Origin of the sequence: Metapseudomonas boanensis (assembly GCF_018704125.1) — a bacterium.
Classification (GTDB): domain Bacteria; phylum Pseudomonadota; class Gammaproteobacteria; order Pseudomonadales; family Pseudomonadaceae; genus Metapseudomonas; species Metapseudomonas boanensis.
This window is the reverse complement of record NZ_JAGTIS010000002.1, coordinates 369,206-389,959: the sequence shown is the minus strand read 5'-3', so window position 1 is coordinate 389,959 and position 20,754 is coordinate 369,206. Positions and strand designations below refer to the sequence as shown.

Sequence of the window (20,754 nt, the reverse complement as noted above, 5' to 3'; positions counted from 1 at the left end):
TATCCGGCGCATCAGTCGAGGTTATTCATGGTGGGCTGGTCGTAATGAAAAGCAATGACAGGCGCTTTGGGCGTTAACTTTTCTGACTGCAAGTCCTTGTTGCGCTCAATGATTTCTGTCCATGCATCAAATGCCTGCTTTGGATCATCCTGCGCCCCCTTCCCACCGGTATGCAGCTCAAACAACTCCCTGCGCATCTTTCGCGTCACGTCGTACCACTCATGGGCGATATTCAGCTCGCTATCGACCATCATGCTGCGGGTGTTGATATTGGCCGAGCCGTGGGTGGTGAAGACATCGTTGACGATCATCAGCTTGGAGTGGATGTACACCGGCATCCAGGGCGCCCCCGGCGGCGAATCGGGGGCGACCAGCGAGCAGACATGGACCTTCAGGCCGGGAATTTCTTCCGGAACCAGCGTCTCGGCTTCGATTTGCTGGGTCTTCCGTTCCAGTTTGGCCTTCCAAGCGGCCAATTCGCGTTGCCCCATTTGATCATTGGGGCCGTCGGGGCGAGGCCTGGGCGGCATATCGTTCTTCACCCGCTCGATTCGGCGCAGCTTGGTGACCTTGGGGATAGTGTCGGTCCGGCCAAGGATTTCCAGCATGCGCTGGGTGTTCACGGTGCCGGCACCGATGCCGTCATCGGTGACATTGGTGATGACGAACAGGTGCAGGGCGCCGTGCAGACCGGGGTCGCGGCCGGCTCCGGTCTGATCGGCGGCGGCCTTCTTGATCGCCTCGGCCAGCGGCGGCCAGCGGAAGTATTGGTTTTCGATGTAGATGAACTGGGTAGCGTTGTTCACCGCCTGCAAGTAGGCAGACTGGATATCCTTCGCGCCAGTCTGGGCCTGGGTGCGCAGCAGTTGGGCGAGCAATGGGGTACTTTCGCCAGCGGCGTCCGCTGTTTCCGTGTAGGGGACGCGCAGCGTCGCGGCACCAAAGGTTATCGTTCTGCCCTGCGCCATACCCTGGCGTGCCGCGAGAAGGTCCTCGCCGGTTTCCTTTTGCCAGGCATCGGCGAAGTTCTGGTGCAGGTGCTCGAGGATCGGCCCGGTGACGCGGCAGGAGATATCCTGGCGTGGCAAGGCGCCGCGCGGACCACGGTCAGGGGCGTGGGTTTCCGCGTTGGGCCGCTGGGGGGCGGGGCGCTTCCGCGCCGAATGGGTGTCGGTATCCCAATACTCGTCGAGCATGTTGTGGCCCATGACGAAGCCTACCGCTTGCTCTGGCAACTCGTAGTCGACCAGCACGCTCTTTTGATGGTGGGTGGGTGCCCATTTCAGGGCGGCGATGGTGCGCCCGCTGAGCTCCCGGTCCAGGCTGTGTTGCCTGACATCCTCTTCGATACGGTCTCGTTCCGACATGCTGAAGCCACGACTGACGAACACCGGCACGCCACTGTTCACGCGCTGCGCCGCCTTGCCATCGGACACTGCGTAGGCATCGAACCAGCGCTCGTCTTCGCGGTGCTGCTCGTCGGCGGCGGTCTGTCCTGCGCGATGCTTGAGGTTAGGGCTTTTGCCGGGCAGGTTCGCCTCTCCTCCTAAACCGGCGGCGTTGAGCGGCATTTCCCAGCCCAGTATCCGCACCCGCACGCCTTGCCGAGCTTTGCCCTCCAGCAGTTTGCCAAGGGCGGGATGCTGACCGTCCCGGATGAAGTACATGGAGGGCTGGAAGCCCCAGCAGATGATGTCGATGGAGGCTTGCGCCTTCTCGATGGCCTCATGCACGGCTTTGAAGGTGGCTTCGCCGTTGATGAGGTACCGGTAGTCCGTCAGCATTGGCGGGTACTCGGTCTTTTGGACAAACCAGGGTGAGGTGAGGGTGGCCGTCCGTGTGTGCTGCAGGGCAATGGGCACCACAATGTCGTACCGAATGTTCATACTGTTTTCCCTTCCTTGAACGCCAAGGCGTTCTGCAACTGTTCATCCATCACACGCGCCTCCACAGGCTCCAGCCTTTAAGTAGTTCCGACCCAATGACCAGAACGAGCATCACCAGGCCCGGTACATGGCCGGCCAATGGCAGGAGCAGCGACACCGAGGGATAGAGAAAGAACAATCGCAGCGGAATCTGCGCCAACCCCAGGTAGCGGGCGGGCCGATAGCCAAGGACAAACAGCACCCCGGTGACTGCAATGGAGAGATGTACCGTCCAGGCAAGAAGGCCGGCGCTCGATAGCGAAGTCCCCAATTGGTCGTGCAACGCCAGCGTGCTGGATAGATCACTCCAGTACGGAATCCGCCCCGCGTGCCAACTGTTCAGGCTGTACCAAGCCACCTGAAACAGGTCCAGCACTCCCCATATCCGCAGCGCCTGTTTCCCGGAAAACCTCATGGTGTTGGTTCCTTCGTCTCGTAAACCGTATCGGCCGTGACCGGCTGCCAGTAGCAGGACTTGCCGGACACGTGCCAACTGTCAGGACCCTCCAGGTAGATTTGTTCAATCTGGCGCAGTTCCCCATAGCGGTGAGCCGCAGAGCTTGCAGCGAGATGCTGCTCATCCACCGTTAACGGTTCCCAAGCCTGGATCAGGGCGCGCTTGGTGTTTTCGTAGTCCTTACCTTCGGAACCGAATACCCGCCCTTCGTCCCCCATGGAGGTCAAACGGTTGAGAAACATCTGCCCGGCATTGCGTGTACCGTGGTAATCCACTTCTTGCGTCACCCACTTGCCCGGCCCACTCTGGGTTGGGCCCGGCTCATCCGGTTTCCCTTCCTGGCCAAGCCCTTCTAGCACCGATGCATAAAGGAGGCGGTGGTCCGTGTGCGCGGCGGGTTGGTGGGCTTGGGAGGCGGCCTGGAGTCGGTGGTGGTGCAGGCCTCTGTTGGCCAAATGTGCTTGATCGGGGTTGCGGTATTCGCTGGGCACTGGCAACTGGTAGGTCACGCCGTTGCCCAGCTTCAGGTGGTACTGGCGGGTGATCCCCGCATGCTCGATGGTTATCTCGCCGCGAGTGTCGAGCACGCCTTGCTTGAGTGGCGCGCCATCGGCATAGAGCGTATAAGGCATGCCGGCCCAGGCAAGACCCGGCGCATTCGGAGCCTGCTGGATACTCAGGCGCAAAGTCGGGCTGGATTCGAGCTTAGGGTGATCCGGGTGCGTGGCCCCCATGCTCGCGGGCCCCAGGCAATCGAAATGCACCGCCTTGATCAGGTGTTCGCCCTGGGTGCCGGACTCGATGCCGTACGGATCGAGGGTGATGTAGCTGCCGCCGGCGTTGAGGGTGATCTTCTGCTTGGCAACGATGCGGATTTCGTCTTCGGTGCTGGTGATGTCCAGGCCATGGCGGGCGAGCAGCTCGAGGCGGTCGTTCTGTGCCTGCAGGCTGATGGGCCCCTGGTTAGCGATCAGCTTCATGCCGAGCTTGCGCACGAACAGGCTCAGCCCTTCGCCCACGCCGATGAACAACCGCTTGACCACGCTGATGTCGGCTGCGTGGCCGGCGTTGAGCATCAGGTTGCGTTGTGCCGCCAATTGCAGGTGGTCGCCACTGCTGAGGGCCATGCCCTGCGGGGCGCTGAGCAAGGCAACCGAGGCGTTGAGTTGGTCGAGTCGCTCACTGAGCAGGCGCAACTGCGCTTGCACATCGGCCGGGTCGGCATTGGCGTTCTGGGCATCGGTGGACAGCGACTGCAGTTGCTCGCCGGCCTGCTGCAGGCGAGTGACCGCTTCCTGCATGTCCAGCACCTGCCCCTGGGCGCGGGGCTGTTGGTCGGCACTGATGAACAGCCCCTTGCCGGCGCGAAGGGCGCCGTGGCCGTCGCTGCGCAGTTCGAAGCCTGCGCCGCGCTTCTGCTTCTGGCTGTCGACCAGGTGGCCGAGGTTGAGCTGGCTCTTGCCGCTGTGTTCGGTGCTGAGCTTGATGTGTTCCTGGCCGCGGGTGTCGTCCAGGCGCAGTTTGTTGTTGGCCGGGGTACGCAGGACGTTGCGCTTGTAGTTCTTCAGGGTGACCAGGTCGGGGTGCTGGCTGTCGTGGAAGGCATGGGCGATATAGGGCTTGTCCGGGTCGCCCTGCTCGAAGGCCACCCCCACCCCGGTGCCGGCCAGCAACGGCATATGCAGGCCATGGGTGTCGCCGGCGTAAGGCCGCGCCAGGCGCAGCCACAGACTGTCCCGTCCCGCCGGCCAGGGGTCGCGGTCGAAGCAGAAGCGGACCCGGTATTTGCCCTCGGCGTTGATCTCGGCGTAGGTGGGATGGGTTTCCGGGCTGACCACGTGCGCCGGCAGGGTGCCGGCGATGACTGGCTTTTCCCGCAGGGGCGGACGGAAGCACACCGTCTCCGAATAGGGGATGGCCGTGAACGCCACTTCCAGGCTGCGGTCGCGCGCCGCGCGAGTCTCGATCGAGGTGATCACCACGCCCCGCGCAAAGACTTCCGGCGCATCGCCCGCGACTTTCAGCACCTGGCCGGGGGCCAGGGTGGCGCTGCTGCTGACGCCGCTCAGTTGCTGCCGGGCGTTGAGATAGCGCTCATGGGCCAGGCGGGCGAAGTGGTAGCCACTTTCGGTCTCGACGTCATTCTGGGCGTAGCGGTCGCCCAGCTCGGTGTAAGGCTCGGCATAGTGGTACGCCTCGCCGCAGGTGGTGGCATCGCCATGGGTCAGGTCGAACTCGCCATCCAGATGGGCCGCTGCATGCTGGTGGTCGTAGGCACGCACGGCAACCTGCCGCTCCACCACGCGCTGATTGCTTTGCAGTTGCCACACCCCATCCTGGCCGTTGCCGTCCAGCCCGGACAACGGACGCAGCGGCAGGCTCACGTCGAACTGGTAATGGCGCTGGTCGTCGCAGAACTCCAGCACATCGATGCCGAGGCGGTCGTCGGTGACCACGCGATGCCAGATGCCCACCTCCGCGCAGAGCCGCTCGATCAGCGCGCGGTCGCTCTCGCCGTACTGCATCACCTGCTCGCGCCGGGGGTAGTCGCGGCTCAGTTTGAACAGGAAGTCCTGGCCGCGCATCGCGTGGCGCTCGCGCAAGACACTTTCCAGAATTTCCGGAACGTTCTGCTGCTGAAAAATCCGGCAGGCTTTTCCCAGCCCTGACAGGGCCAGGCGTGGCTCCAGCAGCACCGAATAACGGGTTTCGTCGGCGGAGGTGGACAGGTAGTTGAAGCGGGTGATGACGCCGCGCAGCACGCGCAAGGGCAGCGCCGGCGGCGCGGCGGTAGTTGCGTAGGAGGGTTTGATCGGTGGCGCGTACAGGCTGAAGCTGGCATCGCGGTTCAATATCTGTGCAACGGGCAAGTTCTGAACCGTGCTGGTGAATTCGATGGTGTAACGGAAGCCCTGGCTCAAGCCCTCTTCACCGGAGAAGGCCAGCACGTCCAGTGGCGCATCGAGGTTCCTGACCCTCAGTTGGTGGCGGCTGTGGTCGAACAACAGCGTCGCGGGATCGTTCATCCTGTCCCATCCTCCCTGGTGCCCCCTTGGGGCTGAAAGGCTGGATGCTACCCAGCGACGCCAGGTGCAGGGGCAGGAACGGGGGATGTTCGGGAGTGTCCTACAAGTAAATACGAGTCTTCCTGTGTAAAGCTGAATTTTCTGGATAACTAATTGATCAATAGAGTAAAAGTTGTATTTTTCCTCTTCCGCTTGAGCTGCATCCAGATGCGGTAAGCCAGACCCAGGGCGAGGCCACTGGGCCGCCATCTGGTACGCCGATCATCCAGCCACGGTTATGGATCCAGAGGTACTGGTCGATCTTCTCGTGCAGCGCCGGGTCCAGACGCTTCTCGATCCCTGTACCACGTCCTCGTTGTACCTCTTGCGATGAGGCTGGAGCACTCATGACGCGACTCCTCCCGCGTTCACTGACGATCAGTCCCAGGCCGCTTGCGCTCCCAGAGCTTCGGACCGTTCGTTCATGTAGTAGTGGCGGAACCAGGTCACGAAACGCGCAAGACCCTCTTCGAGGCTGACCTGGGGTTGGAAGCCGATGTCACGCTGCGACTCCGAGACATCGGCGAAGGTGTCGATCACATCGCCAGGTTGCAGTGGCAGCAGGACCCGCAGCGCCGGACGTCCGAGATGGCGCTCCAGCACGTCGATGTACTCGGCGAGGGCCACCGGGCGGTGGCTGCCGATGTTGTACAGGCGCCGCGGGGCCATGCTGGAGCCGGGTCGGGGCTGATCGCGGTCCCATGCCGCGTCGGGCTGCGGTGCGCGTGGCAGCAGGCGCACCAGGCTTTCGACGATATCGTCGATCAAGGTGAAAGTCGCGGCGATGCTGGCCGTGGTTGAACAACTCGATCGGGCGGCCGCCGACGATAGCCGGGGCGAACCGGATCGGTGACATGTCCGGCCGCCCAGGGACCGTAGACCGTGAACAAGCGTAAGCCGGTGGCGGGAATGGCGAGCAGGTGACCGCAGCGGCGTCCTGGATGTCCAGGCGATGGAGCAGGAAGTCGCCGGCCTCGGCACGGACCCAGCGGACGCGGGCCTCCTTCAGGGCCGGGTCGTAATAGGTGCTGAAATTGTCCAGGCCGACGACCTGATGGCCGTCGCACAGGAGACGGCGCACGCAGTGCGCACCGATGAAGCCGGCGGCGCCGGTGACCAGGACTTTCACGGCGCACCACCCAGCGGGGCGAGATAGGGCAGGCCGATGCCCACGTAGTCGAGGCCTGCCGCTGCCACCTGCTGAGGGCTGTAGAGATTTCGCCCATCAATGATCAGGCGATCCCGCAGCTTGCGCGCAAGCAGCTCGAAATCGACCACGCGGAAGGCTTTCCACTCGGTGCAGATCACCAGGGCGTCGGCATCTTGCACGGTGTCGTCGCGGGTGGCGCAGAGAACCAGGTCGTCGCGATAGCCATAGAGGCGGCGGCATTCCGACATGGCATCAGGGTCGAATGCCCTGACGGTGGCGCCCTCCCGCCACAGGGCTTCCATCAGGTAGCGGCTGGGCGCTTCGCGCATGTCGTCGGTGTTGGGTTTGAAGGCCAGCCCCCACAGCGCGATGGACTTGCCGACCAGACCAGCGGTGTAATGTTTCTGTAGCTTGCGAAACAGCACCTGGCGCTGATCCTCGTTGACTTCCTGGACGGTCTTCAGCAGTCGCATCGGGAAGCCATTGCTGCTGCCGGTGTGCAGCAGGGCGCGCAGGTCCTTGGGAAGGCACGAGCCGCCAAAGCCGCAGCCGGGGTAGATGAAGTGGTATCCGATACGTGTGTCCGAACCGATACCCTTGCGCACCGACTCGATGTCCGCACCCACTAGCTCGGCCAAGTTGGCCAGCTCGTTCATCAGACTGATGCGAGTCGCCAGCATCGCGTTAGCAGCGTACTTGGTAAGCTCCGCGCTGCGGTTGTCCATGAAGATCAGCTTGTCGCGGCTGCGGCAGAAGGGGGCATACAATTCAGCGAGTTGCTCGCGGGCCTTCTCGTCTTCGGTGCCGACGATGATGCGGTCCGGGCGAATGCAGTCGTTCACCGCGCTGCCTTCCTTGAAGAACTCGGGGTTGGAAACCACCCGGATGGCCAGGTGCCCCTTGCCCTGCTGCTTCAGTTCCTCGCGTGCGGATTCCGTCACCTTGGCGGCAGTCCCGACCGGCACGGTCGACTTGATCACCAGGGTGCGGTCGTCCTGCATGTGCTGAGCGATCTCGCGGACCACGGCCAGGACATGACGCAGGTCGGCTGAACCATCCTCGTCAGGTGGGGTGCCGACAGTGATGAAGATCAATTGGCCGTGGATCACCGCATCGCTGGCCTGGGTGCTGAAGGACAGTCGTCCATCCCTCAGGTTGTCGTCGATCATGGCGGACAAGCCGGGCTCCTGGATCGGCGGGACAGCTTTCTGCAACTGCTCGATCTTGTGCTCATCGATGTCGATGCACAGAACCCGGTGACCGACATCGGCTAATGCGGCTGCTTGGACGAGACCGACGTATCCGGTCCCAAAGACGCTGACGTCCATGCTGATTGGCCTCACAAAAAGTCAAACTACGAGCTTCAGATATAGGTCATCGGTGGGTGTTCCGACAGGCGGAAAAATGGCCTATGGCTATTAATGAGTGTGAAAGTGGCGCCAGGTTTTTTCGTCTGAGTCCCTCAATTCCCTGGGGTTTAGGGCGATAGGCACAGCGAAAAAGTCGACAAAAAAACGTCGTTTTGAATCTGGCAGTCGGTAGAGTTCGGCGATTATTTGGCGCAACCTTGGAAGTGCCGTTCTTTGTCCTTAAAATTCCGCTTCCAAGAGGGTCGTTGGACGGCCCTTCCACCCCGACAGCCTGGCCAATGCCAGTCCTGTTCCCTGCCGTGGCCTGCCGAAATGCGCGATCTCGATTTCACCCAACGCTTTCTCTTCGATGACACCGATGTACGAGGCGAAATGGTTTCCCTGGGCGACAGCTACGCCCATGTCCTGGCCAAGCACCCCTATCCGGAACCGGTTGCCCAACTGCTCGGTGAGATGCTCGCAGCGGCGTCCCTGCTGGTCGGGACCCTCAAGTTCGATGGTTTGCTGGTGCTGCAGGCGCGCTCTTCGGGCGCAGTGCCGTTGCTGATGGTCGAATGCTCCAGCAATCGTGAGGTGCGCGGTATCGCCCGCTACCATGCGAGCCAAGTGGAGGCGGGGGCCGGTATGCGCGAGCTGATGCCCGAAGGCGTGCTGACCCTGACTGTCGACCCCTCAGAGGGCAAGCGCTACCAAGGCATCGTCGCCCTCGAAGGTGCCACCCTGGCTGAGTGCCTTTCCGGCTATTTCGCCAACTCCGAGCAGTTGCCGACCCGCTTCTGGCTCTACGCCGACGGTCGCATGGCTCGTGGCTTGCTGCTCCAGGCCCTGCCGGCGGATCGCGTCAAGGACCCGGAAGCCCGCGCCGCCAACTGGCAGCACGTGACGACCTTGGCCGACACGCTCACCGCTGAGGAACTGCTTGGTCTGGACAACGAAACCGTGCTGCATCGCCTCTATCATGAAGAGACTGTGCGCCTGTTCGACTCGCAGCCGATCCATTTCAAATGCAGCTGCTCACGCCAGCGCTCCGCCAATGCGTTGGTCAGCCTCGGCCAGCACGACGCCGAGGCGCTGCTCGAGGAAAGCGGCGGCACCGTGGTGATCGACTGCCAGTTCTGCAACCAGCGCTACAGCTTCGACGCGGCGGACGTTGCCCAGCTTTTTGCCGGTGGCGGCAGCGAATCACCATCGCAAACACGCCACTGAATCAATGAAGCGTCCAAGGGGTCGCTGAATGACCAAGGTTCGATAATCGGTCAGGAATATGCCTGTCTGACAGGAGGTTTCTACCCATTACGGGCTTTTCTGGCATAATCGCGCGCACTTTTTTCGCGGTAGCGGGTCCCAGTACCCACTACAAAACGTTTGGAGGACTCGGCTTTTCGCCGACGGGGAACCACATGACGCAAGCCAATAACGCCGTGTACACCGATATCAGCGCCGCGCAACTGGTCGAAGAGGCCATTCGCCGTGGTGAAGGTGAGCTGGCCGCCAACGGTTCGTTGGTAGTGAAGACCGGCCACCGCACCGGTCGTTCTCCGGCAGACCGCTTCATCGTCCAGGAGCCGAGCACTGATGCCCACATCGCCTGGGGCAATATCAACCGCCCGTTCCCGGCGGACAAATTCGATGCACTTTGGACTCGCGTTGAAGCTTATCTGACCGAAAACGAGCGTTTCGTTTCGCATGTGCACGTTGGTGCTGATCCTGAACACTACCTGGCCGTCAAGATGACCACCGAGACTGCCTGGCACAACCTGTTCGGCCGTTGCCTGTTCATCAATCCTGAACAGTACAACCCGCAAGGCCGCCAGGAGTGGCAGATCCTCAACGCACCGAACTTCGTGTGCGAGCCGGAGCGTGATGGCACCAATTCCGATGGCTGCGTGATCCTGAACTTCGCCGCCAGGAAGGTGCTGATCGCCGGCATGCGCTACGCCGGTGAAATGAAGAAGGCCATGTTCTCCGTGCAGAACTTCCTGCTGCCGGAAAAAGACGTGCTGCCGATGCATTGCGCAGCCAACGTCGGCGAAGATGGTGACACCACCCTGTTCTTCGGCCTGTCCGGTACCGGCAAGACCACCCTTTCCGCCGACCCGAGCCGCTACCTGATCGGCGACGATGAGCACGGCTGGGGTGTGGGCACTGTCTTCAACATCGAAGGCGGCTGCTACGCCAAGTGCATCGACCTGTCCGAGAAAAACGAGCCGGTTATCTGGAAAGCCATCCAGTTCGGCGCCGTTCTCGAGAACGTCGTGCTCAACCCGGAAACCCGCCTGCCCGACTACAGCGACGATAGCCTGACCCAGAACACTCGCGCCGCCTACCCGCTGGAGCTGGTTGAGAAGCGCGTTGAGGCCAACCGTGCCGGCGAGCCGAACGCAGTGATCTTCCTCACCTGCGACCTGACTGGCGTGCTGCCTCCGGTTTCAATCCTGAACAATGAGCAGGCCGCTTACCACTTCCTGTCCGGTTACACCGCTCTGGTCGGCTCCACCGAAATGGGTTCCGGCGGCGGCATCAAGTCCACGTTCTCCACCTGCTTCGGCGCGCCGTTCTTCCCGCGTCCGGCTGGCGAGTACGCTGAGCTGCTGATCAAGCGCATCCAGGGTTTCGGCTCCAAGGTGTACCTGGTCAACACCGGCTGGACTGGCGGTGGCTATGGTGTCGGCAAGCGCTTCAACATCCCCACCACTCGTGGCGTGATTGCGGCCATCCAGAGCGGCGCTCTGGTCGGCACCGAGACCGAGCACCTGGACATCATCAACCTGGACGTGCCGAAGGCCGTTCCGGGCGTCGACACCAACCTGCTAAACCCGCGTAACACCTGGGCTGACAAGGCTGCCTACGACGAAGCCGCCAAGGTCCTGGCCAAGCAGTTCGTCGAGAACTTCAAGAAGTTCGACGTTTCCGACGCCATCAAGAACGCCGGCCCGCAGCTCTAAGCCGCACCGCGTTGAAAGAAGCCGCCCTCGGGCGGCTTTCTTCTTTCCAGTGCCGGCGGGTTTTCGCCGCCGGGATCAGCCTAGTCCTCCAGGCGCTCTGCACCACGCCTGATGCCGCCCTGGTCTATGGTCATGGCCCCGTCAACGGAGCGAACCTCATGCCCGCCACCAGCCTCGCCCGCGTCTTCGGTTACGACAGCTTCCGCCCCGGCCAGGAAACCGCCATCGCGTCGGTGCTGGCCGGCCGCTCGGCTGCCGCCATCTTCCCCACAGGCTCTGGCAAGTCGCTGTGCTACCAATTGCCGGCCCTGCACTTGCCGCACCTGACCCTGGTGGTGTCGCCGCTGCTGGCGCTGATGCAGGACCAACTGGCTTTCCTCCACCGGCATGGCATCGCCGCCGCCAGCATCGATTCGGCGCAAAGTCGCGAAGAGGCCGCCGAAGTCATGGCCAGGGTGCGGTCCGGCGAGCTGAAGATCCTGATGATCTCCGTGGAGCGCCTGAAGAATGAGCGCTTCCGCAGCTTCATCCAACAGGTACCGATATCCCTGCTGGTGGTGGACGAGGCGCATTGCATCTCCGAATGGGGCCACAACTTCCGTCCCGACTATCTCAAGTTGCCCGATTATCAGCGCCAGTTCGCTATTCCCCAGGTACTGCTGCTGACGGCCACTGCGACGCCCGCGGTGATTGCCGACATGCAGTGCAAGTTCGCCATCGCCGACGCCGATGTGATTACCACCGGCTTCTACCGTAGCAACCTCAACCTGCTGGTCGAACCGGTGGCCGGCGGCGACAAGCTGCATCGCCTGGTGGAGTGGTTGGCGCCGCGCGTGGGGCAGCCGACCATCGTCTACGTGACCCTGCAGAAGACCGCCGAACTGATCGCCGAGCGCTTGACCCAGCGCGGCATCGCCGCCAGCGCCTACCATGCCGGCATGCCCCATGAGGCGCGGGAAGCCCTGCAGCGTCGGTTCATGGCTGGCGGGGTCAACATCATGGTCGCCACCATCGCCTTCGGCATGGGCATCGACAAGAGCGATATCCGCCAGGTGGTGCATTACGACCTGCCCAAGTCGGTGGAAAACTACAGCCAGGAGATCGGTCGTGCAGGGCGCGACGGGTTGCCGTCGGACTGCCTGGTGCTGGCCAACCGCGACAGCCTGAACGTGCTGGAAAACTTCGTCTACGGTGATACGCCGGAGCTGTCGGGTATCCGTCTGGTACTGGAGGAGCTGCAGACCGCAGGGCTGCGTGGCGATCGCTGGGAACTGATGCTCAATGCGCTGTCCGAGCAGAGCAACATCCGCCAGCTACCGCTGAAGACGCTGCTGGTGCAGCTGGAGCTCCGGGGCATCATCGCGCCGCTGTTCGCCTATTTCGCCGATTACCGGTTCAAGTACCTGCTCGAGCCCGATGCGCTGGTCCGGCAGTTCGAGGGCGAACGTCGCCAGTTCGTCGAGGCCTTGGTGCAGACTTCCACCCGCGCACGCACTTGGTGCACAGTGAATTTCGACAGTCTCTATCGCCAGCACAAGGCCGAACGCAGCCGCGTGGTAAAGGCCCTGGACTACTTCCAGGAACGTGGCTGGATCGAACTGGAAAGCAAGCAAATGACCGAGGTCTACGCCGTGCAGAGCCCCAGCTTCGACCTGGAGGCGCTGAGCGAGGATCTGCACCGCTACTTCCGCCAGCAGGAAAGCAGCGAGATCGCCCGCATTCACGCGATGCTGGAGCTGTTCGCCAGCGAGCGTTGCCTCAGCGCCAGGCTGGCCAACTATTTTGGTGATCGCGAGGTGCCGGAGCGCTGCGGCCACTGCTCAGTCTGCCGGGGCCAGGTGGCGCGCCTGCCAGAGCCGCCGGCATTGCCGCCGCTGGAGCAGCAGGACTTCCAGGCCCTGTGCGGAGCCTTCATCCGTCGCTACGAAGAGCAGCGGGGCATGCCGTCCAGCGCCGAGTGCCTGACCCGCCTGCTCTGCGGCATCACCGCGCCGCTATTTACCCGGCTCAAGGCGCGCAGCCTGCCGGGCTTCGCAGCGTTGGAGGCCTATCCCTACGCCGCGGTGCGTGACTGGGTGGCGCGGCAGCTAGGCCGAGGCTGACCGGCTCATCCTGAATTTTCGATCGATTCCATCGTTAATCAGTGTTGGTACAGGGGATTGCGCCTGCTTAGGATGGCGCCACTTTTTCACCTCGCTTTTTCCAGGAGCTTTGCATGCATATCGATGACGCTATCCGCAGCCGCCGCGCAATCAAGGGCTATGACACCAATCACAGCCTTAGCCGCGAGGAGAAGGACGAACTGCTGCAGCTGGCGCTGCTCGCGCCCACCGCCTTCAACCTGCAGCACGTGCGCTTGGTGGAGGTGAGTGATCCAGCACTGCGCCAGCGCATCCGCGACGTGGCCTGGGACCAGGCCCAGGTGACCGAGGCTTCCATGCTGGTGGTGGTCTGCGCCCGCCTGGACGCCTGGGAGAAGGACGCAGCCCGTGTCTGGGCCGACGCGCCGCAACCGGTGCAGGACTTCATGGCTGGCGCCATCGACACCTACTACCGCGACAAGCCCCGTGTGCAGCGCGACGAAGTGATGCGCAGTTGCGGCCTGGTGGCCCAGACCCTGATGCTCGCAGCCCGCGGCAAGGGCCTGGATAGCTGCCCCATGGACGGCTTCGACTTCGACGCCGTGGCTGATCTGATCCGTTTGCCGGAAAACCACGCCATCGGCCTGATGGTCGCCGTCGGCAAGCAGGCCATTGAGGCCAAGCCGCGCATTGGCAAGCTGGCCTTCGACGAAGCGGTGATCCACAACCAGTTCTGACGTGGATTGCCCCGCAAAAGGGGGGGCTTTAGTCCACCAGCGAGCTTGAAGCGTTGCAAGGTGGGTATCGCTGTGCTCAACGGAGCTCCGCCTGACCCATTCTGGGCGCTGCACCAACCAAACAAGTGAAACGACGCCACCACTGCCCCGTGCAGCGGTGGCGTTTTCACATCCGGCCTATGGCTAATACCTTCTCGATCAGCCACTGCAGGGCCTCATCGCGTTCGCGCTGGGCGACGCTGACCAGGTCCAGGTGGAAGGGGCCGAGGGCGAAGGGCAGGGGATGCACCTGCAGCGGCAATAGTCGCGCGAAGTAATGCGCCGGTTGAGCCGGCAGCACCACGGCGAGGTTGGTGCTGGCAACGATATGCGCGGCCTGCAGGTAGTTGGGAGTGGTGTAGACGATCTCGCGCGCCAGGCCTTGTTCGCCCAGCCACTGATCGACCATGCCTTTGGTCTGGCCACCGTGCACCCACAGGTGGCGTAGCCTGAGAAACGCCGCGAGGTCCGGCGCCTGTTGCACGGCGGGATGGTCCTGGCGGGCCACCAGGCGAAGGGTTTCGCTCATCCAGCGTCGACTGACGAAGTGAGTGGAAATGCTTTCGAAACGTCCCGGCACCAGGTCCAGTTCGCCCGTATCGAGGGATGCGGCGGGCAGGCTGGGCGACAGGTGACGGATGGCGATCTTCACCCCGGGTACCTCCTCGGACAGTTGCTGCAGCAGGCGTGGCATGCAGATCAACTCTACGTAGTCGGTCACCTCTACGGTGAAGCGCTGTTGGCTGCGCGCTGGGGCGAAGGCGTCGCCTCCGGCCAGGCTCTGCTCGATCTGCCGTAGGGCCGCGCGGATCGGCATTTCCAGCTCCAGGGCTCGGGGTGTTGGCTGCATGGCCCTGCCAACGCGCACCAGCAGCGGGTCGTCGAGCAGTTCGCGTAGGCGATTCAGCGCATTGCTCGCCGCCGGTTGGCTCGGGGCCAGCCGCTCGGCCGCGCGCGAGACATTGCGCTCGCGCAGCAGGGCGTCGAGCACGCGAAGCAGGTTGAGGTCGAAGTTGAAGGTATTCGCCAGGTGAATGCCGTTTATCACAAGACTAAATTTCAAAAATAGTACCTGCTTCCTTAATGTGTTGGACGGCTTTGTGATGAGGCGGTTGCGATCGCGGTGGAGCGATGTAGGAGCGAGCTTGCTCGCGAAGCCTCGCACCGGATTCGCCAGCAAGCTGGCTCCTACGTGGGGCGGACCCGAAGAACAAGAAGAGGAGGATTCAGTGATCCCAGGCGCATCCACCATCCGGATGTACGGCGCATGCTGCTGACCCAGAAGATCTTGGTCGAGGGGAGCCGCATGTTGGCCCTGTATTGCGCGCGCCAACTCGACCTTGAGCATGGCCACCCCGACGAAGCAGGGCGAAAGGCCGCTGGCCGCCGGTCGGCCCTCCTGATCCCTATCGTCAAAGCCTTCTTCACCGACATGGGTCAGGAAGTCGCCAGCCTCGGCGTGCAGGTCTATGGCGGCCACGGTTTCATCAGTGAGTAGGGCATGGAGCAACTGATGCGCGACGGTGGTGCAGAGCTGGCGACCCTGCAGGACGAGCTGGCCGCGATTGCCGAAGGCCAATGCGACCGCGAGGAGCTGGCCGGTGCCGTGCTGGCGCACCTGCAGGAGTGGCGCACCCTCGGCGCGACCGTGCTGGACCGCGTTCGCGAGAACCCGGAAGAGATCGGTGCCTGTTCGGTGGACTTCCTCCAGTACTCGGCCTATGTGTTGCTAGCTGGGTTGTGGTTGAAGGCGGCTGCCTGTGCCCAATCGGCGCTGGAGGCCGGAAGCGGTGATGCGGACTTCTACCAGGCCAAGCTGCATAGTGCTCTACATACGTCGCGTGCTGCCGCGCGCCAGCAGCCACCGCGAGGCCCTGCTGGGCGGTGCTGAGTGCCTGATGGCGCTGCCCGAGGCGCACTTCGCCTTCTGACCAGATCAACCCGAACAAGAAAAGGAGCGCCCCATGCAGCCCTTCAGCTTCGCCACCACCGCCCAGTTGCTTTGTGAGTCCGGCTCAGCCCTGCGTCTGGCCGACTTGAGTCGCGAGCGCGGCGGCTCGCGGGTGTTGATCGTCACTGACCCCGGCATCACCCACCTCGGGATGCTTGACGACATCCTCCCGGGCTTCGTCGCGGCCAATGTCTCGGTGGCGGTATTCGACCAGGTCCGGGCTGATCCGCCCGAGGCGGTGGTCATGCAAGCCGTGGAACTGGCCAGGGCGCTGGGTGCTGAGTTGGTGGTGGGGTTCGGTGGCGGCAGTTCGATGGACGTTGCCAAGCTGGTGGCCGTGCTGGCCCATCCGGACTGTAGCCAGGCCCTGGCGGACCTCTACGGCGTCGGTAATGCCAAGGGTAAACGTTTGCCGTTGATCCAGGTGCCCACCACCGCAGGCACGGGCTCGGAGGTGACGCCGATCGCCATCGTCACCACAAGCGGAACCACCAAGCTCGGTGTCGTCTCGCCCCTGCTGCTGCCAGACCTGGCAGTACTTGATGCCGACCTTACCCTCGGCCTGCCGCCTGCGGTCACGGCGGCCACCGGCATCGATGCGATGGTCCATGCCATCGAGGCCTACACCAGCAAGCTGAAGAAGAATCCCCTATCGGACCTGCTGGCCCGCGAGGCGTTGCGCTTGCTGGCGGCCAATCTGGACGAGGCGGTACGCAACGGCGGCAACCGGGCGGCACGCCAGGCCATGTTGTTGGGCGCCTGCCTGGCTGGCCAGGCTTTCGCCAACGCTCCAGTGTCGGCCGTGCATGCGCTGGCTTATCCGCTGGGCGGGCGCTTCCACATTCCCCATGGGCTGTCGAATGCGCTGGTGCTGCCCCACGTGCTGGGCTTCAACGCCGAGGTGGCTGCACCACTCTATGCCGAGCTGGCACCGCTTGTGCTGGGCCGCCGGCTTCGTCCCGGCAATGCAGCCTGCCTCGCTGAGCAGCTGATCGTCGCGCTGGCCGAGTTCAGCGAGCGCAGCGGCCTGCCGACGCGCCTGCGGGATGCTGGCGTGCCGGCACACAGCCTGGCGCAACTGGCTCACGATGCCATGCAGCAGCAACGGCTGTTGGTGAATAATCCCCGCGAGGTCAGCGAGCACCAGGCGCTGTCGATCTACCAGGCGGCCTATTAACGGGCTACGAGAAGGAACAGAGATGACTCAACCCCAGCACCTGCGCGCCGATTATCGATATTTCCAGCCCATTACCACCCGCTGGCACGACAACGACCTCTACGGCCATGTGAACAACGTGGTCTACTACGGCTTCTTCGACAGCGCGGTGAATACCTACCTGATCGAGCGCGGCGGCCTGGACATCCATGAGGGCGGGGTAGTGGGCTTCGTGGTCAGTTCATCCTGCGACTACTTCGCTTCCATCGCCTTCCCCGACCGCATCGAGGTCGGCCTGCGGGTGGGCAAGCTGGGCAACAGCTCTGTGCAGTACGAACTGGCGATCTTCAAGCAGGGAGAGGGCGAGGCATGCGCCGCCGGACGCTTCGTCCACGTCTTCGTGGACCGTGACAGCAACCGGCCGATGGCGATCCCCGAGCCATTGCGGGCGGCGTTGACGGAGTTGCTGGTTACTGGCTGAGACAAGGTTCTGCTTGTTTCTTACAGTTGCCCTTCTTGCTCCCGTCGCTCTTGTGGATAAGTTTCACCAGTTCGACCCGAAACGGCCGAAATGGCGACATCCGTGGGACCGATAGTCCTCTCGCTCTACCCTTCCTTGGCGCAAGCCCGCACAATGCGCGCCAAACCTGAAACGCCCCCAAGACTGCAGGGTGATCCACCCTGCGGCGCGGGTTTCTCTTTTCGTTTGATCTACGGCAGCGAGCGAGAGGCGCTATCAGGATTCAATGACCCCATTTGGTCGCCTCCATGACGCGACCCCTTGTTCAGCGGTATCTGCCATGACCCATGAAAAAGGCTCCATCCTGCAACGCCTGAAATGCACCAGCCTGGTGACTCGGATCATCATTGGCCTCGTGGCTGGCATCTTGCTGGCGCTGTTCTCGCCGGAGGCGGCCAGGTCCGTCAGCCTTCTCGGCAACCTCTTTGTCTCAGCCCTGAAGGCTGTGGCGCCGGTGCTGGTGTTCATCCTCGTGACTTCGGCTATCGCCAACCACAAACAGGGCGAGCGCACCCATATCCGGCCGATCCTGATGCTTTACCTGATCGGCACTTTCTCTGCGGCGGTGGTCGCTGTGCTGGCCAGCAGTTTGTTCCCCTCCACCTTGGCGCTGGATACCGCCGCCACTGGCGTCGCACCACCAGCGGGCATTTCCGAGGTCCTGCTGACGCTGCTCTCCAGCGTAGTAGCCAACCCGGTCAAGGCCCTGATGGAGGCTAACTTCATCGGCATCCTGGCTTGGGCCATTGGCCTGGGCATCGCCATTCGCCATGGCAGCGAGACCACTCGCAACGTCTTCAGCGACCTGTCTCATGGCGTTTCACTGATCGTCAAAGTGGTGATCAGCTTTGCGCCCCTCGGTATCTTCGGCCTGGTGGCCAGCACCCTGGCCGAGAGCGGCCTCGATGCATTGCTCGGTTATCTGCACCTGCTGGTCGTGCTGATCGGCTGCATGCTGTTCGTTGCCTTCGTGGTGAACCCGCTGATCGTATTCTGGAGGATTCGCCGCAACCCTTATCCGCTGGTGCTGACCTGTCTGCGCGAAAGCGGTATCACGGCGTTCTTCACCCGTAGTTCGGCGGCCAATATCCCAGTCAACCTGCAGCTGTGCGAAAAGCTTGGCCTGCATGAAGACACCTATTCAGTGTCCATCCCGCTGGGTGCGACCATCAACATGGCCGGTGCCGCCATCACCATCACAGTGCTGACCCTGGCGGCGGTGAATACCCTCGGTATTGCGGTCGACATCCCCACCGCCATCTTGTTGAGCATCGTAGCCTCCATCTGTGCCTGCGGCGCTTCCGGCGTGGCCGGTGGTTCGTTGCTGTTGATCCCGCTGGCTTGCAGCCTGTTCGGCATCCCCAGCGAGGTGGCCATGCAGGTCGTGGCCGTGGGCTTCATCATCGGCGTCCTGCAAGATGCCGCCGAAACAGCGCTGAACTCCTCGACTGATGTCCTGTTCACCGCGGCGGCCTGCGAAGCCAATGGCGATACGCTGGCCCAGCAGCAGGCCTGTCAGATCGGCTGAGAACTGCGCTGCAATGAAAAAGCCCGGCAAATGCCGTAATGCTGTTCACTTAGGCATTGGCGGCAGCGCATATGAGGAGGGGCGTGACGGGCCTTCGGAGCAGTCTGCCACCTCGTAGCCCGGATGAATCCGGGCTACCAAGCTGGAGGCCCCGTAGGAGCGAGCTCTGCTCGCGAAGGAGGCGGGTTCGCGGGCAGAGCTCGCTCCTACGAGAGATACCTGCCCAACAGAAACAACTTCGTGATGATGTAAAACCAAAAACGCCGCCCTCCTGCTGAAGGAAAAGCGGCGTTTTTCTTATGTGAACAGCTTTACGGCAAATGCCGGGCTTTTTGTGTGCGCATCGATCAGTCGTGACGATGCTTGCGGTGGCTGCCGCCCTTGCTCAGTTCGGTGGCGATAGCGCCGCCCGCTGCCCCGCCAAGGCCCGCACCGATGGCGGAGCCGGTAGAGCCGCCGAGGGAGCGGCCGACCACCGAGCCACCTGCAGCACCCAGGCCACCACCAATCGCCGCTTCGGTTTTGCGGCCGCTCTTCGCAGTCATGGCGCCGCCAGCGGCACCGCCGAGGCCTGCACCGATGGCTGCGCCGGTGCCACCGCCGATGGCGTTGCCGACGACATTGCCCAGGGCACCGCCGAGGCCACCACCGATGGCGTTGTTGGTGGTCTCACCAGCCACGACGGCTTGGGTCGCCAGCAGGCTGAGGGCGAGGGCGGTTACTGCTTTGCGCATCTTGCTAAGTCTCCATTTCGAAGGGGAAGTCCATGGTCCCGCGGCTTCTCCGGGGCATCCATGACGCAGGTCGGATTATGGAATCGGCAGGGGGCCGGCCGTCGCTCGACCAGGCCTCAGCCCGCAGAAAAAGCCCGCTGGATGCGGGCTTTTTCGGTTGGTCATGTTGATCAATCGTCCCAGTGACGGTGCTTGTGCTTGCGATGGCCCCAGGCATGGCCTCGGCCCGGATGGTCGCGGTAGGCACGGCGGTAGTGGCGATGACCATCGTCGTCCCAGTCGTCATCGTCATAGCGATTCCTGTCGCCGTATTCATTGCCCAGTGCACCACCGGCGCCGCCACCGAGGGCCGCGCCGATCAGGCCGCCCGTGGTGCCGCCCATGGAGCGGCCGACGACTTGGCCGCCGGCCGCGCCCAGGCCGCCGCCAATGGCGGCTTCAGTACGGTTGCGGCGCGGGGCGGCTACTGCACCGCCTGCGGCACCACCTACGCCGGCGCCGATGGCTGCGCCGGTGCTGCCGCCTACGGCATTACCGACCACAGAACCCAGGACCCCGCCTAGCGCGCCGCCAACACCGGCTTCGGTATTGCCGCCTGCGAAGACGCTGCCGCTGGCAAGGCCAAGAGACAGAAGAAGGATCGAGGTGTACTTCATGGTGAGGGTCGCCTCATTGGTTTTGGTGAGGCGATATTTACTGTGGGAATTAACTTGCGCAAGTGGAGGCCGACGAAAAACACCAATTTTTTATATATTTTTAATTGGGTTTTATTATGACAGAACTTTTTTTGCCTAGCGCGGTCACAGGTCGTTAACCTCCGGTTTTCCTTGTGCTTTCAGGCTGCCTGATGCTGGCAAAGTGCCTTGAAGAGTGTGTGGCGTGTTTGCACTTTATATACGCATTGAGTTGGCGTTTCAATTTGTTTCATTTTAGTTAAGTGTTGTTCGGAACTTATTTAATTACTTCGATCTAACCCCGGCCTTTAATGGCTCAGAAGATATAGGGGGATTCTGAAGGCGAATTAATTTACCAGGCAGGCCGTGGCCCTTTCGGATGGATGCCCAGGGGCTGCCGGGCACCCCTGGCGAATGAATGC

General features: G+C 62.7%; 15 protein-coding genes and 2 pseudogenes. 8 read left to right on the top strand and 9 right to left on the bottom strand.

The window, feature by feature from the left end:
• Positions 1 to 11 precede the first annotated feature (11 nt).
• The 6 genes and pseudogenes from J7302_RS05835 to J7302_RS05810 all read right to left on the bottom strand — a co-directional run bounded on the left by J7302_RS05835 (position 12) and on the right by J7302_RS05810 (position 7,925).
• Entirely contained in the window at positions 12 to 1,886 is a 1,875-nt protein-coding gene (locus J7302_RS05835) for a phospholipase (protein WP_215371698.1), read from the bottom strand.
• A 49-nt stretch (positions 1,887 to 1,935) separates the two neighbouring features.
• Positions 1,936 to 2,340, bottom strand: coding sequence for a hypothetical protein (locus tag J7302_RS05830; protein ID WP_215371696.1), 405 nt, complete (start codon positions 2,338 to 2,340; stop codon positions 1,936 to 1,938).
• A complete protein-coding gene (locus J7302_RS05825; RefSeq protein ID WP_215371694.1) occupies positions 2,337 to 5,408 on the bottom strand; it encodes a type VI secretion system Vgr family protein in 3,072 nt (1,023 codons plus the stop codon). Before J7302_RS05825 ends, J7302_RS05830 begins: the two co-directional genes overlap by 4 nt.
• A gap of 157 nt (positions 5,409 to 5,565) precedes the next feature.
• A complete protein-coding gene (locus tag J7302_RS05820) occupies positions 5,566 to 5,796 on the bottom strand; it encodes a hypothetical protein (protein ID WP_215371691.1) in 231 nt (76 codons plus the stop codon).
• A 29-nt stretch (positions 5,797 to 5,825) separates the two neighbouring features.
• Positions 5,826 to 6,576: pseudogene (locus J7302_RS05815) on the bottom strand (NAD-dependent epimerase/dehydratase family protein).
• On the bottom strand, positions 6,573 to 7,925 hold the full coding sequence (locus tag J7302_RS05810; RefSeq protein ID WP_215371689.1) for a UDP-glucose dehydrogenase family protein: 1,353 nt from the start codon (positions 7,923 to 7,925) through the stop codon (positions 6,573 to 6,575). Before J7302_RS05810 ends, J7302_RS05815 begins: the two are co-directional and overlap by 4 nt.
• 354 nt (positions 7,926 to 8,279) lie before the next feature.
• Here J7302_RS05810 and hslO point away from each other — a divergent pair, with 354 nt between their 5' ends.
• The 4 genes from hslO to J7302_RS05790 all read left to right on the top strand — a co-directional run bounded on the left by hslO (position 8,280) and on the right by J7302_RS05790 (position 13,730).
• Positions 8,280 to 9,173 (top strand): Hsp33 family molecular chaperone HslO, encoded by an 894-nt coding sequence (hslO, locus tag J7302_RS05805; protein ID WP_215371687.1) that lies wholly within the window; start codon positions 8,280 to 8,282, stop codon positions 9,171 to 9,173.
• 194 nt (positions 9,174 to 9,367) lie between these two features.
• Positions 9,368 to 10,912 carry a phosphoenolpyruvate carboxykinase gene (locus J7302_RS05800; RefSeq protein WP_215371685.1) on the top strand — a complete coding sequence of 515 codons (1,545 nt, stop codon included), beginning with the start codon at positions 9,368 to 9,370 and terminating at the stop codon, positions 10,910 to 10,912.
• A gap of 158 nt (positions 10,913 to 11,070) precedes the next feature.
• Positions 11,071 to 13,014 (top strand): RecQ family ATP-dependent DNA helicase, encoded by a 1,944-nt coding sequence (locus J7302_RS05795; protein ID WP_215371683.1) that lies wholly within the window; start codon positions 11,071 to 11,073, stop codon positions 13,012 to 13,014.
• Positions 13,015 to 13,127: 113 nt separating this feature from the next.
• Positions 13,128 to 13,730: a nitroreductase family protein gene (locus J7302_RS05790; protein WP_215371681.1), complete on the top strand. Its 603-nt coding sequence runs from the start codon at positions 13,128 to 13,130 to the stop codon at positions 13,728 to 13,730.
• A 166-nt stretch (positions 13,731 to 13,896) separates the two neighbouring features.
• Here the strand turns inward: J7302_RS05790 and J7302_RS05785 are convergent, their stop codons facing one another.
• Positions 13,897 to 14,832, bottom strand: a complete 936-nt coding sequence (locus J7302_RS05785) for a LysR family transcriptional regulator (RefSeq protein WP_215371678.1) — start codon at positions 14,830 to 14,832, stop codon at positions 13,897 to 13,899.
• Between the two features lie 180 nt (positions 14,833 to 15,012).
• Between J7302_RS05785 and J7302_RS05780 the strand changes: the two are divergent.
• The 4 genes and pseudogenes from J7302_RS05780 to sstT form a co-directional block, all read left to right on the top strand.
• A pseudogene (locus J7302_RS05780) lies at positions 15,013 to 15,700 on the top strand (acyl-CoA dehydrogenase C-terminal domain-containing protein); the annotation flags it as partial.
• A gap of 33 nt (positions 15,701 to 15,733) precedes the next feature.
• Complete coding sequence (locus J7302_RS05775) at positions 15,734 to 16,897, top strand: iron-containing alcohol dehydrogenase (protein ID WP_215371676.1); 1,164 nt, start codon at positions 15,734 to 15,736, stop codon at positions 16,895 to 16,897.
• A gap of 22 nt (positions 16,898 to 16,919) precedes the next feature.
• The gene (locus J7302_RS05770; RefSeq protein ID WP_215371674.1) at positions 16,920 to 17,357 is read left to right on the top strand and encodes an acyl-CoA thioesterase; all 438 of its coding nucleotides are present in this window, start codon (positions 16,920 to 16,922) and stop codon (positions 17,355 to 17,357) included.
• Between the two features lie 319 nt (positions 17,358 to 17,676).
• Positions 17,677 to 18,924 carry a serine/threonine transporter SstT gene (gene sstT, locus J7302_RS05765; protein ID WP_215371672.1) on the top strand — a complete coding sequence of 416 codons (1,248 nt, stop codon included), beginning with the start codon at positions 17,677 to 17,679 and terminating at the stop codon, positions 18,922 to 18,924.
• A 347-nt stretch (positions 18,925 to 19,271) separates the two neighbouring features.
• On the opposite strand, the gene J7302_RS05760 is transcribed toward sstT, so the two are convergent.
• Both J7302_RS05760 and J7302_RS05755 read right to left on the bottom strand, forming a co-directional pair.
• Positions 19,272 to 19,658: a hypothetical protein gene (locus J7302_RS05760; RefSeq protein WP_215371670.1), complete on the bottom strand. Its 387-nt coding sequence runs from the start codon at positions 19,656 to 19,658 to the stop codon at positions 19,272 to 19,274.
• Positions 19,659 to 19,828: 170 nt separating this feature from the next.
• A complete protein-coding gene (locus J7302_RS05755; RefSeq protein WP_215371668.1) occupies positions 19,829 to 20,314 on the bottom strand; it encodes a hypothetical protein in 486 nt (161 codons plus the stop codon).
• Positions 20,315 to 20,754: the final 440 nt, after the last annotated feature.

Excerpts from the sequence above, each read along its gene's own strand:
- J7302_RS05820 (WP_215371691.1), bottom strand. The coding sequence starts at position 5,796 with ATGAGTGCTCCAGCCTCATCGCAAGAGGTACAACGAGGACGTGGTACA.
- J7302_RS05790 (WP_215371681.1), top strand. The coding sequence starts at position 13,128 with ATGCATATCGATGACGCTATCCGCAGCCGCCGCGCAATCAAGGGCTAT.
- J7302_RS05760 (WP_215371670.1), bottom strand. The coding sequence starts at position 19,658 with ATGCGCAAAGCAGTAACCGCCCTCGCCCTCAGCCTGCTGGCGACCCAA.
- J7302_RS05810 (WP_215371689.1), bottom strand. The coding sequence starts at position 7,925 with ATGGACGTCAGCGTCTTTGGGACCGGATACGTCGGTCTCGTCCAAGCA.
- J7302_RS05825 (WP_215371694.1), bottom strand. The coding sequence starts at position 5,408 with ATGAACGATCCCGCGACGCTGTTGTTCGACCACAGCCGCCACCAACTG.
- J7302_RS05795 (WP_215371683.1), top strand. The coding sequence starts at position 11,071 with ATGCCCGCCACCAGCCTCGCCCGCGTCTTCGGTTACGACAGCTTCCGC.
- J7302_RS05800 (WP_215371685.1), top strand. The coding sequence starts at position 9,368 with ATGACGCAAGCCAATAACGCCGTGTACACCGATATCAGCGCCGCGCAA.
- J7302_RS05770 (WP_215371674.1), top strand. The coding sequence starts at position 16,920 with ATGACTCAACCCCAGCACCTGCGCGCCGATTATCGATATTTCCAGCCC.
- J7302_RS05775 (WP_215371676.1), top strand. The coding sequence starts at position 15,734 with ATGCAGCCCTTCAGCTTCGCCACCACCGCCCAGTTGCTTTGTGAGTCC.
- J7302_RS05830 (WP_215371696.1), bottom strand. The coding sequence starts at position 2,340 with ATGAGGTTTTCCGGGAAACAGGCGCTGCGGATATGGGGAGTGCTGGAC.
- J7302_RS05835 (WP_215371698.1), bottom strand. The coding sequence starts at position 1,886 with ATGAACATTCGGTACGACATTGTGGTGCCCATTGCCCTGCAGCACACA.
- J7302_RS05755 (WP_215371668.1), bottom strand. The coding sequence starts at position 20,314 with ATGAAGTACACCTCGATCCTTCTTCTGTCTCTTGGCCTTGCCAGCGGC.
- hslO (WP_215371687.1), top strand. The coding sequence starts at position 8,280 with ATGCGCGATCTCGATTTCACCCAACGCTTTCTCTTCGATGACACCGAT.
- sstT (WP_215371672.1), top strand. The coding sequence starts at position 17,677 with ATGACCCATGAAAAAGGCTCCATCCTGCAACGCCTGAAATGCACCAGC.